We start from the raw sequence: 15,243 nt of genomic DNA, 5'->3' as shown, positions 1-15,243 counted from the left end.
TCTTAATCGCAAGGCCGTAGTAGGGCCAGTCACCGAATTATAAACTGTTGACAGCGCCGGAGGTAAGTGAAATCGTTATAGCCAATGAGAACACTTTAGGTAGTTCACAACAAAGGGGAATACGAATGAAAAAGATCGCCAAGGCGGCTCTTGCCGCCGTATTGCTCGTCGGTACGAGCCTTTCCGCCGCTGCGGTGGAAAGGGGTGGTGTCATGACTTATGGGCGTTATGCCGACAGCCTCTTTCTTGATCCGGTGCTCAACGACGCCAACGTCGACATTTGGATTCTGTCCAACCTCTACGACACGCTACTCCTTCCCACAGATGATGGCAAAGGGGTTCAGGCAGGACTTGCCACCGAATGGAAGGTTTCCGATGACGGGATGAGCGTCAATCTCACATTGCGTGACGGCATCCAATTTTCCGACGGCTCACCCATCACACCCGCCGACGTGGCCTGGTCGCTGAAGCGTGCCGCCAACAAGGACAACGGCATTTGGAACTTCCTCGTAAGTTCCATCGATGATGTAACGACGGAAGGCGACAAAACGGTCGTCCTCAAGTTGAAGCATCCGGATCCGGCGATCCTTGCTGCGTTGACCGTGTTCAACACCGCGATCTTGCCTCAGAAGGTATTTGAGGCTGCTGCCGGTGCCACCGACGCGGACAAAGCAAAGGTGTTTGCCGAGCATCCGGTCAGTTCCGGCCCATTCGTGCTGCAATCCTGGGATCGTGGATCAACGATGAAGCTCGTTCGCAACGAGCACTACTGGGGAAAGGGGGAAGACGGTAAACCTTTGCCATATCTTGACGGTGTTACCTTCGAAGTCCTGCCGGATGACGCCACGCGTATTTTGAAGCTGAATTCCGGCGAGATCGACGGGGCAGAATTCATTCCCTATTCGCGCGTCGAAGAATTGAAGTCCGCCGGCAACCTCAATATGGAACTGTTCCCTTCGACCCGCGTGCAATATGTCACGATGAATGCACGGCCGCAGGTCAATGGTAAGGACAATCCGCTATCCAATCCAAAAGTGCGTCAGGCAATGAACTATGCCGTCAACAAGGATGCAATCATTGCGATCGTAACCCACGGCGTCGGCAAGCCTATGACGTCCTACATGTCTTCGGCCACGCCGATGCATACGGGCGACAAGCCGCTCTATGCCTATGATATTGAAAAAGCGAAGAGCCTGATGAAGGAAGCCGGATTCGAAAAAGGGTTCGATACGAGCATCCTCGTCCTTGCGGGCAATCAGGATGAAATCGGCATTGCGACTGCGCTCCAGCAGATGTGGGCGGAACTCGGTATCAAACTTGAGTTGCAGCAGGTAGATAATGCCACCCGCACCCAGCAATATCGCGACGGCGTTTTCACTATGCGTGAGGCAGCATGGACCGACGATATTGCAGATCCAAATGAGATCACATCGTATTTCGTCTATTCGCCCACCATCGATGCCCTGCACACCGGTTGGAAGAATGAGGAGGCGGACAAGCTCTTCGATGCTTCGCAGAAGGAGATCGATGCTACCAAACGTGCGGCCCAGTACGCCCGGATTCAGGAAATCTACAATGCCGAGGGCCCGATCGTACCCCTCTATGAGACACCTTATCCTGTGGCTCTGAGCAAGAAGGTGCACGGCTTCCTGCAGATACCGCTTGGCAACAATTTCTTTGGTCGTGCGTGGCTGGATAAATAACAGGAGTTCGGGTGTATAACGCGTGTGACGGAGGTGTCGCACGCGTTCATAGTCGATACTCATGCAAAATATCGGGAGCGGCGCATTGCCACTTTTCAGTTTCGTTCTGCGTCGCATTCTTCAAATGATCCCGACTGTGGTGTTTATCCTCGTCGTCACATTCGTCCTGGTGAGACTTCTGCCCGGTGATCCAGCAAGCGCCATGCTTGGCGATCGCGCGATTGATGCCGACGTTGAGCGCATCAATGCCAGTTTGGGGTTGGACAAACCGATACCCATCCAATTTCTGTACTTCGTCAAGAACGTGTTCACGGGTGATCTTGGTACGTCAATCGCACTGAAGCTGCCTGTGACAACCATCATCATGCAACGCTTGCCGGTGACACTGATGCTGACCTTGATGGCAGCGCTGCTGGCCCTCATTCTGGCCGTACCACTGGCGTTCCTCGCCGCGCTGAAGCGGGAACAGACCGCCGACGCGGTCATTCGAGGCACATTCCAGGTCGGATTGTCGATGCCTGTGTTTTACGTCGGTATCCTGATGCTGACCGTCTTCGGTGCAACGCTAAAGTGGTTCCCGGTCGGCGGCTATGGCGACACGTTCGGCGACAGGCTCTATCACCTGTTTCTGCCGGCTTTGACACTGGCGTTCAGCTTTTCGGCCGTATTGATGCGCAATTTGCGGTCCTCCGTCATAGGCGTCATCAACGCTGAATACGTCGATTTCGCCCGGGCCAAGGGGCTGCGACCCCGCACTATCATGATCAGACACGTGCTGCGCAACGCTCTGATATCGACGGTCACTTTGTTTGGCCTGCAGATCGGTACGCTCTTTGGTGGCGCTGTCATCACCGAAACGGTTTTTGCCGTGCCTGGCGCCGGCCGCCTTATGATCGACAGCATTTACGGACGCGACTATCCCGTGCTGCAAGGATTGACGATCGCGCTCGCTGTTCTGGTGTCGCTGACATTTCTGGCAACCGACATATTTCAAGCCTGGCTTGACCCGCGGATTGCCCGATGAGTATGGCGATCGAGAAAATGGGAACGTATGCGAGATTCAGGCAGCTTGCATTACCGCGTACCTTGATCTGCGGCATGGTAATCATCGGTGTGAGCTTGCTCATCGCATTCTTTCCAGCACTCTTTGCTCCCTATGATCCCATTGCGTTTGACTATAAGGCCTTGCTGAAGGGGCCAACATTGGCGCATCCGTTCGGAACGGACAGTTTTGGCCGCGATGTCCTGTCCCGTGTGATCCACGCCTATACGATCGATATGCAGATAGCCGTGTTCGCAACGGTCGGGCCGTTCATATTCGGGACGATTGTTGGAGCCTATGTCGGCTATGCGGGCGGTTTGGCGGAGGCAACTTTCGGCCGCGTCGTCGATGCGGTCATCACATTCCCATTTCTGGTTCTCGTTATCGCAATCGTTTCGGTTCTCGGGCCCGGCCTCGCCAATATGTACATTGCCGTCGGCATTGTTGGCTGGGTATTCTATGCCCGTCTGGTCGCGGCCGAAGTCAAGGTACAGAAACGTCTGGACTACGCCGATGCGGGACGGGTCATGGGATATACGCCGATGCGGATCGTCTTTCGCCACCTCCTGCCCAATGCAATCACCCCTGCTATCGTCTATTGGATGACCGATATGGCGCTGGCGATCCTTTTGGGCTCAAGTCTTGGCTACCTCGGACTTGGCGCCCAGCCGCCCGCTGCCGAATGGGGCGTGCAGATCGCCGATGGCAAGAATTTCATGAGCACCGCGTGGTGGATTTCTGTCTTTCCCGGCATTGCCATTGTCATCACCGGTCTTGGTTTCAGTCTCCTCGGCGACGGGCTGGCCCAGCTTATGAGGGTACGCCGATGAGAGTGGGAATCGGCACCGGTCTTGGCCTGACCGTTCGTGGTTTGACAACGCTTTTCGACACGCCTCGCGGCACGGCGCTCGCCGTCGCTGATGTCGATCTCGACGTTGCGCCCGGAGAAATGGTCGGACTGGTCGGCGAATCCGGTTCAGGCAAAAGCGTGACTCTGCGCTCGATAATGGGTCTCGTTCAGACACCGGGTCATGTCACGGGCAGGGTCGAGTGGGGCGGACGCGATCTGGTTGCCATGCCGTCGGAAGAGCTCCGGCGCATCCGCGGCAGTGAAATTGCGATGATTTTTCAGGAGCCGATGACCGCCCTCAATCCCGTCTTGCCTGTTGGGCTGCAACTTGAGGAAAACCTTGTGGCGCATACGCGGCTGAATGCGCGCGAACGACGGGCGAGGGCATTGGAGTTGATGACTATCGTCGGCATACCGGCGGCGGAACGGCGGCTCAATGAATTTCCGCACCAGTTTTCCGGCGGTATGCGTCAGCGCGCTATGATCGCTATCGCGCTGGCCTGTTCACCAAAGCTTCTTCTGGCCGACGAACCGACAACTGCTCTCGACGTCACAATCCAGGATCAGATCCTCAAATTGTTACTCGACCTGCGCGACAGACTGGCGATGAGTGTCCTGCTCGTTACTCACGATCTCGGTGTCATTGCCGGCACGTGCGATCGCATGGCGGTGATGTATGCCGGGCGCATCGTCGAGATGGGGTCCGTGGTCGATGTGTTCAGCCAACCTCACCATCCGTATACGCGGGGATTGCTTGGGTCTGTACCGCGTGCAGGCGCCGTCCGAACCATGCTTTCATCGATCGAGGGGACGCCGCCGAGCCTGACGCATCTTCCTGCAGGATGCGCATTCCACCCGCGTTGCAGCTTTGCAACCGAGATCTGCAGGCAGGAGCGGCCGCCGCTGACGTCGATTGGTCATGAACGGAAGGCGGCCTGTTTCCACCATGATCGCGTTGCAGCCGCGGAGGCGATCCTTTGAACGCTGTTCCAATCATATCCGTCGAGGGAGTCTCCAAGGAATTTGCCGCATCGCATCCTTTGATGCGGCGCTTGGCTGGCGAGCCGCGATTGGCAGTCCATGCGTTGAACAATATCAGCTTCGAGGTGGATCGCGGTGAAACGCTCGGTATCGTCGGCGAATCCGGTTGCGGCAAATCCACCTTGGCAAGGTGCTTGGTGCGTTTGCTGGATCCGGATGACGGCGCCATCCGTTTTGAGGGCAGGGACATCTCGACTTTGCGATCTGCCGAGCGCCGCGCCTTCAACAAACGTGTGCAAATGATATTCCAGGACCCGTACGGCTCGCTCAATCCACGGATGACAGTCAGTCAAGTCTTACATGAAGCTCTGTCGGTCCATCGCATGCGACCGAAGAAGGATGTTCCGGCCCGCATTGTCGAACTTCTCGATCTCGTGCGGCTACCTCACGATGCGGCATCCCGCTATCCGCATGAGTTTTCCGGAGGTCAGCGTCAGCGCATCGGTATCGCCCGAGCGCTTGCAGTGGAACCCGATGTGATTGTGGCAGACGAACTCGTCTCGGCGCTTGATGTGTCTGTCCAGGCGCAGGTTATCAATCTGCTGTTGCGGCTGCAGGAGGAGTTGCACCTCACGCTGATTTTCGTCGCCCATGATTTGCGGCTGGTACGCCATATCTCTCATCGCGTCGCGGTCATGTATCTCGGACAGATAATGGAAATAGGGCCGTCCGAAGGCGTGTTTGCGTCGCCGCGTCATCCTTATTCGAAAGCGCTGCTCGATGCGGCGCCCGAACTTGACCCGACTCGTCGATCAAGGGTCGTCGCCGCACGCGGCGAATTGCCAAGCCCGCTGAATGTTCCGCCCGGTTGCCCGTTCGCCAGCCGCTGTCCGCATGTATTCGATCGCTGCCGCGTCGAAAGGCCGGCACTGACCAAGCGGGCTCCCACCCATAGCGCCGCCTGCCATCTTGTCGATTTCGGCGCCATGCCATCGGCGCTGGCGGACGCGGTCTGATTACCGCTTCATTGTCGAACTTGAGGAACCCCGGATGAGCTTTACCGCCTTTGAAAGCGAAGTCGCCAAGGTTAACGATATCCTGTGCGCGGTTAACCTGTTGACTTGGGATTCGCGCACGATGATGCCGCCTGGGGGTGTCGATGCGCGCGGCAAGCAGATTGCGACGCTGGTTGATCTGGCCCGCGATCTCGCGACCGGCGACCGGATGATGAAAGCAATTGAAACCGCACGCGCCGATACAGATGGCGATCCCTTGCAGCACGCCGCCGTCGAGCAGGCGGCGGCATCCATAGGCGTGCTGTCGCGGATCCCGGCAGGACTTGTCTCGGCCGCCGCCGAACTTAAAACAAAGGCACAAGCAGCATGGAAACAGGCGCGCAGCGTGGATGATTTCGCGGCCTTCGCGCCATGGCTCGAATCGACCATGGAGATGCAGCGCGAGATCGCGTCGGCGATTGGCTATGATGCGCATCCCTATGATGCGCTGGTTTCGACGTACGAACCGGAAATGACTTGGGCAAGGTTGCGTGAACTGTATGGCGACCTGCAGAAATCGCTCGTTCCGCTTCTGGCCGCGGCGCGGCAAGCCCCGCCAGTGCGCACGGAGATCCTTGAACGTTCCTACCCGATCGAACGTCAGCGCGCGTTTTCCAGCATGATTTCCCAGCGTTTCGGTTACGATTTCAACAGGGGACGCCTGGACGATACGGTCCATCCGTTCGAGATATCCTTCACAAGTGCCGATGTCCGTATCACTGGCCGGTTCCGGGAGGACTGGCTTCCGGGAGGGCTTTTCGCCGTTTGGCACGAGGCCGGTCACGGCATGTACGAGCAAGGGGTAGGGGAGCGCTTTAGCCGCTCAGCATTCACAACCGATTTCATCAACCTTTATGCTGTGGGCGGCAGCAGCTTCGGTACTCACGAGTCCCAGTCGCGCCTTTGGGAAAATCGCGTTGGCCGCTCTCGCCGTTTTTGGGAGATCCACTTCGAAGAATTGCGCAGCTACTTTCCCGCACAACTTGCCGATGTTTCGGTCCACGAATTCTGGCGTGTCGTCAATGCACCGCGTCCCAGCCTAATTCGGGTCGAGGCAGATGAACTCACCTATGATCTCCACATCATGTTGCGGTCGGAAATAGAGGCGGGGCTCATCGCCGGAGAAATCCGGGTGAGCGATTTGCCGGCCATCTGGCGGGATAAGATGCGGTCCTATCTTGGGTTGGAAGTTCCAAACGATACGCTTGGCGTACTTCAGGACGTGCATTGGTCATCGGGTATGGTGGGATCGTTCCCGACCTATACGATCGGCAACATCATGTCCTCGCAATTCTTCGCCAGTGCGACGGCTGTTCCTGCCGTGAAAGAGGGGTTGGATAGGGGCGACTACACTCCTTTGAAGACTTGGCTGAACGAGAATATTCATCAATACGGGCGGTCGCGGACACCGGGCGAATTGCTGCAGCAGGCGACCGGTTCGCCACTGTCAGTTGCTAATTATGTCGCTGATCTGAAGCGCAAGGTTGCCGATCTCACACTGTAAGAGCCGCTTGGCATCTAGACAGAGGATTGCGGCGATGGACCGGGGCGCCGGAATCGATATCGTCGCTCCTTGTCAATCGAAAGATGGACGCGACTTAAAGCGATGAAGCGGTTACAGTCCGACGTTCGTGCATTTAAACCACAATCTGGGGGTCATTTGGAACGCCGGCTTAGCGCTATACTCGCTGCTGACATCGTGGGCTACAGTCGTCTGATGGGAGTTGATGAAGAAGGTACGTTGAACAGGATCAAGTGCCATCGCAGTGAACTGATTGACCCTTTGATCAATGACCATAAAGGCCGAACTTTTAAGCTGACCGGTGATGGAATGCTGGTTGAGTTCGCCAGCGTGATCAACGCTGTCGCCTGCGCCGCCGATATTCAGCGCGGCATGGCAGAACGTAACCAAAGCGTGCCTAAGGACCACCGCATCGATTTGCGAATAGGAATTAATCTCGGTGATATAATCGTTGAGGACGGCGATATTTTTGGAGACGGTGTCAACGTTGCTGCCCGTCTGGAAGGCATTGCCGACGCCGGTTGTATTGCAGTGGCAGCATCAGTACGCGATCAAGTGGGCTCCCGGTTAAATTTGAAGTTCATAGACAAAGGTGAGCATGCACTTAAGAACATTAAGCAAAATATTCGTGTTTATACGATCGGTTTTGGCAGTCCATCGGGTATAGAAGCCACCACGCAGACCATGACCGGCCCGCTTGACCAGCTCCAAAAAACCATTGCCGTTTTGCCATTTACGAACATGAGTCAAGATCCCGAACAGGAGTATTTTTCTGATGGTATCACTGAAGATATCATTACGGATTTATCAAAGATTTCCAGTCTTCACGTCGTGGCACGTAATACTGTGTTCACTTACAAGGGCAGGTCTGTGAAGATTAAACAGGTCGGGCTGGATCTTGGCGTCCGTTATGTTTTGGAAGGCAGTGTGCGCAAGGTCGGAGAGCGGGTCCGGATAACCGGACAGCTTATCGACGCGCTGTACGGTGGCCACATGTGGGCCGAACGATATGACCGGGACCTGACCGACATTTTTGCCATACAGGATGAAATAACCCACGCGATCGTAAGCCAACTCAAAATCAAGCTCTTGCCAGAAGAGAGAAAAGCCATCGACACTGAGCCAACTGGGAATGTCGAAGCTTATACCTATTATCTACGGGGGCGGCAGTTTTCGCACGCCTGGACCAAATCTTACCTTCATTTGGCGCTGCGCATGTTCTGCAAGGCAGTGGAATTGGACCCAGACTATGCTCGGGCCTATGCAGGCATTGCTGACTGCGAGGCAGCATTGCGCGACTGGCAACCGGATGACTTCCCGCTCGAAAGAATTTCAGCTATGGCCGCTAAAGCGCTCGAGCTGGATCCAAATTTAGCCGAAGCGCACGCATCCCGGGGATTGGCTCTACATCAAGCCGGTCATGATGAAGAGGCCGCGGCCTCTTTCGAGCGAGCACTCGCGATCGACCGGGGACTTCACGAAGCCAATTTCCACTATGCTCGCTTCTTTTACATGCGCGGTAACTTCGAGTCTGCGGTGCACTATTTTAGACAAGCCGCCGAGTTGAAGCCGGATGATTACCTCTCGCCTATCCATTTGATGAGCGCATATAGCTCACTCGGTCAAATGGCGGAAACCGAGAGCTGGGCTCGTGTTGGAGTATGGCGGGCGGAACAGGCTCTGGCCAAAAATCCGGAAAACTCCGGACCAGCCCATCGTGGGGCCTTGGCTTGGGCGCACCTGGGTGACCCTCAACGAGCCCGGGAGTGGGCTGACCGGGCACTGGCGATCGATCCAGATGATGTGGTAGCGCAATACAACGTTGCCTGCGTGTACTCGATCATGGGCGAGATCGAGAAAGCTATCCAATTGCTACAGGGCGTCCTACCAAAAAGTTCGTACTATCAGACGATGTGGTTCAAAAATGATTCTGATTTAAACCCTATCAGAGCCGATGCACGATTCTTGAAAATGTTTGAACGCATTGAGGAGGAGAACCGCCTTACCGTGTGAATACCTAATGGTGATTTGCAAGGAGCAGTTTTCTCATCACGAAGCAACAATAACCGTTGACGCCTTAAAGACGCGGGGGGCGTCACTCCGCGCCAAGCCATTGAGATGGAAGGGTGTCTTTTGCGTATGACCAACTCACATCCGAGACGGCTGCATAGGCTCGGTCATGCGGGTGTTGGCTCCATATATCCGCAATGCCACTATCCTCCTGATCAAGTCCAGCACGCCGCACCTCAAATCAGGTTTGGCATACGTTCCTCCTAGAATGACAAGGAGGGCGCATAGCGACCGTTCCCCAAATACAGATAGTAGCGTTCAGGACGTTGACAGAACCGCGAAACGAAAATACGTTTCTAGATGTGGACCGACGTTCCGCATATAAGAACAACGCGGGAACCGGAAGGGCAAGGAAACAGCTCGCGGGTTCTTAGGAGCACTTGATCCACAGGAACGAAGGTTGAAGCTTTCGCCTACGGCGGAGGCGTGGCGACTGGCCGGCGGAAGCCGGGGGGAGGGCGGCGACGCGTTTCCGGGGTTGCTTTGGGAGGAGGGCCGATGATCGACCGCGACCAACAAGACGCCGAGGGCGGACACACCCTGAACGATCATCTGTACGACGACACACTTGCGCATGAACACGGGCCGGATGCCGATCACGATCACGATGACTACGGTCCGCCCGAGCCGCTTTCGAGCAATCCCATCTGGATTCAAGACAATGTTTTTCTGACAAGCGTGGGCATCGACATCGGTTCGTCCGGAACACAGGTAATTTTTTCGAAGATTCATCTTCGACGCAGTGGCGAAGACCTGACGAGCCGGTACATCATCGTTTCGCGCGAAACACTCTATCAATCGCCGGTACGGTTTACACCCTACGAAAGTGAAACGCTGATAGATGCCCGGGCGCTGGGAGAAATTATCGACGACGCCTACGCCGGCGCGCAACTCTCCCCAGATGTCATCGACACCGGCGCAGTCATTTTGACGGGAGAGGCACTTCGCCGGGAGAATGCCAATGCGATCGCATCGATCCTCGCAGCACAGGGTGGCCAGTTCGTTTGTGCTGCGGCCGGCCATCATATGGAAGCGATGCTCGCTGCCTATGGATCCGGTGCCGCGCGGCGCAGTTTCGACCAGGGAACGCGGCTCCTTAACATTGATATTGGCGGCGGCACGACAAAGCTCGCGCTGGTGGATCATGGCCGGATTTTGGCGACGGCGGCCTTTCACGTCGGTGGTCGTCTTCAGGTCGTGGATGAGGGCGGCCGGATCATACGGCTTGATCCAGCTGGCCGACACCACGCACAGCGCGCAGGCTTCGATTGGTCAGAAGGTGACCGGATCGACCTCGTTGATCTCGACCGCGTCGCGTCCATCATGGCTGATACGCTCATCGCGGCAATTGTCAGTCGGGACCCGGACGAGGAGGTGACTCATCTCTTTCTCACGGACCGCCTGCCGGAACTCGGCGACCTCGACGGGGTCGTTTTCTCTGGAGGTGTTGGCGAATTCGTCTATGGCCGGGAAATGCGGGATTTCGGCGATTTGGGCTCTCGGCTTGGCCCAGCCTTGCGGTTTCGGCTGGACAACGGCGTGATACCTTGGCCGCTTGTCGAGGCCGGCGAGTGCATTCGTGCTACCGCGCTCGGCGCTTCCGAGTACAGCATCCAGCTCAGCGGTAACACTTGTTTCTTGTCGGCCCCTGGCACTCTGCTGCCGCAGCGGAATCTTCAGGTCCTGCGTCCGCCGGTCGATCTCTCCGATGAAATCGATGCGGTCGGGATCGGGCAGACGATCCAGCGGCATCTTCAAATGTTCGACATCGTTGCTACCAGCCCGAACGTTGCGGTCGCCTTCGAATGGGGCGGTACACCTGAATATGCGCGTATCCGCGCCTTCGCAGAGGCGATCGAAACCGGCCTTCGTGTACTGATCGATTCAGGTCAACCGTTATTTGTGATGCTCGATGGGGACATTGCCATGACGCTCGGTGCGATCCTCAAAGAGGAACTTGGCGTGCCCGGCGAAGTACTCGTGCTCGACGGCCTCGCATTGCGGGATTTTGATTTTGTCGATCTTGGCCGTCTCCGGCTCCCATCGAGGACGGTGCCAGTGACGGTGAAATCCCTCGTGTTCAATGAAAGCGCCTCAAACCCGGACAAGCCTCAGCGCTTGCACCACCGGGAAAGGGAGGTGAGTCCTGCGCATCCGTGCGCATGCGACGCACCATCATCACCATCATCATTCCGATCATCATGATCATGGCCCCGATCACGATCACCACCACGGCCATTCTCACAGCACGCCATCCGAATTGCAGACGGACGTGGCAATGAAAAAAAGCCGATAGATACCTGCAGTACCAAGAAAGGAAAGCCAGATGGCGAAAGACGCGCTCGTTTCCGAGGACATGGCAAACAAGTTCGCCACCGAAAAGGAAACGCCTTATACGCGCTGGATAAGAGATGAGGGGCTTGATATCATCCCCGCGCTCTACGTACGAAATCTCAGGACTGTACCCCTGAAGCCCTGGGCGCGACGTGGCGGCAATGCCGTCTTTGTCAATCACGATGCATCGCGGACCTCCAACGACAGCTACATAATGGAAATCCCCGCGGGCAAATCGCTTGCGCCACATCGCCAGCTTTACGAAGAAATGATTCTTGTGCTTGAGGGGCGTGGATCCACTACCGTATGGAACGACGCCGGTAAAAAGATCAGCTTCGAGTGGCGGGCAGGTTCGCTCTTTGCCATTCCTCTTAATACACTGCACCAACATTTCAACGGTTCGGGTCAGCAGCCTGCGCGATACATCGGCGTTACGAATGCGCCTCCTATCATCAATCTCTATGAAGACCTCGATTTCGTCTTCAATTCAAAGCACGACTTTCCTAATCGTTTCTCTGGCGAACCGGATTATTTCAGTAACAAGGGCGAGCAAAAGGGTCTGCTGCTCGAGACTAACTTTGTCGCGGATGCAGTGAGCCTGCCATTGATCAGTGCCAAGGAACGCGGCGCCGGGGGCGGTCACATCCGCTTCAATATGGCGAAGGGCTCGATGAACAGCCACATTTCGCAGTTTCCGGTCGGGACGTACAAGAAGGGGCATGCCCATGGTCCCGGTGCGTATGTCATCATTCTCAGTGGTGAAGGCTACTCCTTGATGTGGCCGGAGGGCGAGGAACCGAGGCGCTACGAATGGGAGGTGGGCACGCTGATCGTTCCGCCGAACATGTGGTTCCATCAGCATTTCAACACGGGCACGACCCCGGCGCGCTATCTCGCTTTCAAGCACGAGGTCGTTTCCATACGCAATGCGCAAGGCGTTCCTAAAGCATGGATCAGCCGGCGTCTTGGCGGGGATCAGATCGACTATGCCGACGAGAGCGAATTGGTGCGGACGATGTTTGCCGATTCGCTGGCTAAAAACGGCCTGTCGCCACGAATGGAATCTACCTACGCGACCGAGCTTGCGGATTTGCCGCCGAGGTAGACACCCACCACAGAAGACTCAGAAATCCAGTAGGGAGGAACAATGATGAATAAGCATTCTTGTGAGCGCCAAACGATATCCCGGCGTCAGATTTTGTGGAGTTTCGCCACTACGTTACTGACATCGCTTCTGATCGCGACGCCCGTCTTGGCGCAGACCAGCATCGCGGAACTTGCCGCATATGACGGTGCGGACCGCATGCAAAAACTGATCGATGGCGCCAAACAGGAAGGCACGCTGACCATCTACACGTCCGCGCCCGTAGATGACATGACAGCGCTCACAAGCGCTTTCACCGAGAAATACGGTGTAAAGGTCGAGGTCTGGCGCGGCAGCTCCGAAGACGTTCTTCAACGCGGCGTCGCGGAGACCCGCGCGGGCCGTTATACTGCCGACATTCTCGAAACCAATGGCCCGGAACTCGAGGCCTTGACGCGAGAGAACATATTGCAGCCGGTCTCCTCACCGACGTTCAACCAGATATTGCCCTCGGCCCTTTTCGAGCATCGCAGCTGGATCGGAACGCGGCTCAACGTCATCACCTCGGCGTACAATACCAATCTGGTGCAGGCCGCTGATGTACCGAAGGCGTGGACCGACTTCCTGAACCCGGCATTCAAGGGCAAATTGGGCATCGAGGCCGAGGATTTCGACTGGCTCGCCGCCGTAGTGAAGAACTTTCCTTCAGAGGCCGAGGGAATCGATTTCTTCAAGAAACTTGCCGCCACCAATGGTCTTTCGGTCCGCAAGGGTCACACTTTGCTGACCAATCTTACAGCGTCGGGCGAGGTGCCCATGTCAATGACCGTCTACCAGTACAAGGCGCAGCAACTGAAACAGGACGGCGCCCCGATAGAATGGTTCGGGATCGCGCCTATTCCAGCTCGCGTCAATGGCATCGGGGTTTCACGTCACTCGACCCATCCGCACGCGGCGCTCCTTTTTTATGAGTTCGAACTGACCGATGCTCAATCGATCCTGGCGAAGCGCGGCTTCACTCCGACGAACATATCGCTGTTTCCTTTGCCGGAGAATCTCAAGCTCAGCGTGATCGATTCAAAAATCGTCCTCGATGAGGGGAAGAAATGGCGGAGCGTCTTCGACGAAGTCGTTTCTGCAAAGCCATAGAACAGAGGCCATTGAACAATGGAGCGGCGCGTGCCGCTCATGGCCGCTTCCCCCAGCCAGAAGCGTTTTTTCCAGGGATCATGGACCAATCTCAAGTCGCAGAAACCGCAGCGATCGCTGCTCCCTCGCAGGAGCGTACCGGAGGAAGGTCCTATCTCGAGGCATGGGTGATAACGGCGGGGCACGCGCTTACCCACTGGTACCCGGCAACATTTTATCTGTTGTTGCCTGTCATCGGAAAAGAGCTCGGCCTCAACTACGGCGAGATCGGAACCATTCTCACGGTCCAGTATATTGCCGGTGCCTTGTCGAATATTCCGGGCGGTCTTGTCGTCGATGCGATCGGCCGCAAGGGGGTTCTGATGGCCCTGTCACTTTTCTGGATCGGTTTTCCTTATCTTATCATGGGCTTTGCCAACGCCTATTGGATGCTTGTCGTCTGCACGATGCTGATCGGCATCGGCAATAATTTGTGGCATCCGACAGCCATACCGTTGTTGGCGAGGCGCTTTCCGGAGCGCAAGGGTTTGGTTGTTGCTATGCATGGCATGGGCGGCAATGTCGGTGACGCTGTAGCGCCACTCGTAGCCGGCGCTATGCTTCTTTTGTTTTCCTGGCGGCAGGTCGTCGTAATGAATGTAATCCCCGGCGTCGCGATGTCGGCGTTGATCCTGTTTTATCTTGGCCGCCTCAAAATCGAGGATGATAAACCGCGGCAGGGTCGCACTATCCCCGAAGCTCTTGCCGGCACGCTACGCGGTTTCGGCACGTTGATCATGAATCGGACGCTCGTGTTGCTCTCTGTCAGCTCCGCCTTCCGGTCCATGACGCAAGGTTCACTGCTGGCCTTTTTGCCGATTTTTCTCGGTCAGCAGATGGGATATTCGCCAGTACTGATTGGCGCATGCATGTTTGGCTTGCAGGCAGCCGGCTTTGCCGCCGCTCCGCTTGCGGGTCACTTCTCGGACAGAGTGGGGCGACGAAGCATCATGATGTCGAGCATGCTAATGACTGGCGTAACACTGCTTTTCATGGCCGTTGCCGGCCAATCTGCGGTCTTCGTGGTTTTCGTAGCGATCCTTGGCTTTTTCCTTTTCGCAATCCGGGCGGTTCTGCAAGCCTGGGTTCTGGATGCTGCGCCTGCGAAAATGGGAGGAACAGCCATCGGCTTTCTGTTCGCAGTGCAAACCATGGGAGTTGCGATAGGACCTATCGTCAGCGGAATCCTGGCCGACACGTATGGACTTGCGGCCGTCTTTTACTTTCTCGCAGGTACGATCGCCGTAGCAAACATGTTCGTATTCTTCACTCCGGCTGAAGAGAGCGCAAAACGGGGAATTGTTAGGTGAAGTCGCGCACTGTGGGTTCTACTTCAAATGCAACGGCGGGCGAGGGTAGGCTATAGTGGTGGCGATATGATTTCAACAAGCTGGTCTCTGAACACTTCGGTTGG

Annotated in this window: 11 protein-coding genes; all 11 read left to right on the top strand. The window is 56.3% G+C overall.

The window, feature by feature from the left end; translation table 11 throughout:
* Window positions 1-125: 125 nt before the first annotated feature.
* The 11 genes from J2X72_RS22160 (at window position 126) to J2X72_RS22110 (ending at window position 15,139) form a co-directional block, all read left to right on the top strand.
* A complete protein-coding gene (locus J2X72_RS22160) occupies window positions 126-1,703 on the top strand; it encodes an ABC transporter substrate-binding protein (protein WP_310075544.1) in 1,578 nt (525 codons plus the stop codon).
* Between the two features lie 85 nt (window positions 1,704-1,788).
* Window positions 1,789-2,727: an ABC transporter permease gene (locus J2X72_RS22155; protein WP_310075542.1), complete on the top strand. Its 939-nt coding sequence runs from the start codon at window positions 1,789-1,791 to the stop codon at window positions 2,725-2,727.
* The gene (locus J2X72_RS22150; RefSeq protein ID WP_405044762.1) at window positions 2,724-3,575 is read left to right on the top strand and encodes an ABC transporter permease; all 852 of its coding nucleotides are present in this window, start codon (window positions 2,724-2,726) and stop codon (window positions 3,573-3,575) included. Before J2X72_RS22155 ends, J2X72_RS22150 begins: the two co-directional genes overlap by 4 nt.
* Window positions 3,572-4,576 carry an ABC transporter ATP-binding protein gene (locus tag J2X72_RS22145; RefSeq protein ID WP_310075540.1) on the top strand — a complete coding sequence of 335 codons (1,005 nt, stop codon included), beginning with the start codon at window positions 3,572-3,574 and terminating at the stop codon, window positions 4,574-4,576. The genes J2X72_RS22150 and J2X72_RS22145 overlap by 4 nt, the downstream gene beginning before the upstream one ends.
* On the top strand, window positions 4,573-5,592 hold the full coding sequence (locus tag J2X72_RS22140) for an ABC transporter ATP-binding protein (RefSeq protein ID WP_310075538.1): 1,020 nt from the start codon (window positions 4,573-4,575) through the stop codon (window positions 5,590-5,592). The genes J2X72_RS22145 and J2X72_RS22140 overlap by 4 nt, the downstream gene beginning before the upstream one ends.
* 34 nt (window positions 5,593-5,626) lie before the next feature.
* Window positions 5,627-7,135: a carboxypeptidase M32 gene (locus J2X72_RS22135; RefSeq protein ID WP_310075535.1), complete on the top strand. Its 1,509-nt coding sequence runs from the start codon at window positions 5,627-5,629 to the stop codon at window positions 7,133-7,135.
* Window positions 7,136-7,291: 156 nt separating this feature from the next.
* A complete protein-coding gene (locus tag J2X72_RS22130) occupies window positions 7,292-9,166 on the top strand; it encodes a TPR end-of-group domain-containing protein (protein WP_310075533.1) in 1,875 nt (624 codons plus the stop codon).
* Window positions 9,167-9,721: 555 nt separating this feature from the next.
* The gene (locus tag J2X72_RS22125) at window positions 9,722-11,428 is read left to right on the top strand and encodes an ethanolamine ammonia-lyase reactivating factor EutA (RefSeq protein WP_310075531.1); all 1,707 of its coding nucleotides are present in this window, start codon (window positions 9,722-9,724) and stop codon (window positions 11,426-11,428) included.
* Window positions 11,429-11,549: 121 nt separating this feature from the next.
* The gene (locus J2X72_RS22120) at window positions 11,550-12,662 is read left to right on the top strand and encodes a cupin domain-containing protein (protein WP_310075529.1); all 1,113 of its coding nucleotides are present in this window, start codon (window positions 11,550-11,552) and stop codon (window positions 12,660-12,662) included.
* A gap of 42 nt (window positions 12,663-12,704) precedes the next feature.
* Window positions 12,705-13,790 (top strand): extracellular solute-binding protein, encoded by a 1,086-nt coding sequence (locus J2X72_RS22115; protein WP_310075527.1) that lies wholly within the window; start codon window positions 12,705-12,707, stop codon window positions 13,788-13,790.
* Between the two features lie 80 nt (window positions 13,791-13,870).
* Window positions 13,871-15,139 (top strand): MFS transporter, encoded by a 1,269-nt coding sequence (locus J2X72_RS22110; protein WP_310075525.1) that lies wholly within the window; start codon window positions 13,871-13,873, stop codon window positions 15,137-15,139.
* Window positions 15,140-15,243 lie beyond the last annotated feature (104 nt).

It is taken from the genome of Phyllobacterium sp. 1468, from assembly GCF_031455525.1.
Classification (GTDB): domain Bacteria; phylum Pseudomonadota; class Alphaproteobacteria; order Rhizobiales; family Rhizobiaceae; genus Phyllobacterium.
This window is presented reverse-complemented; position numbering and strand designations above follow the sequence as displayed.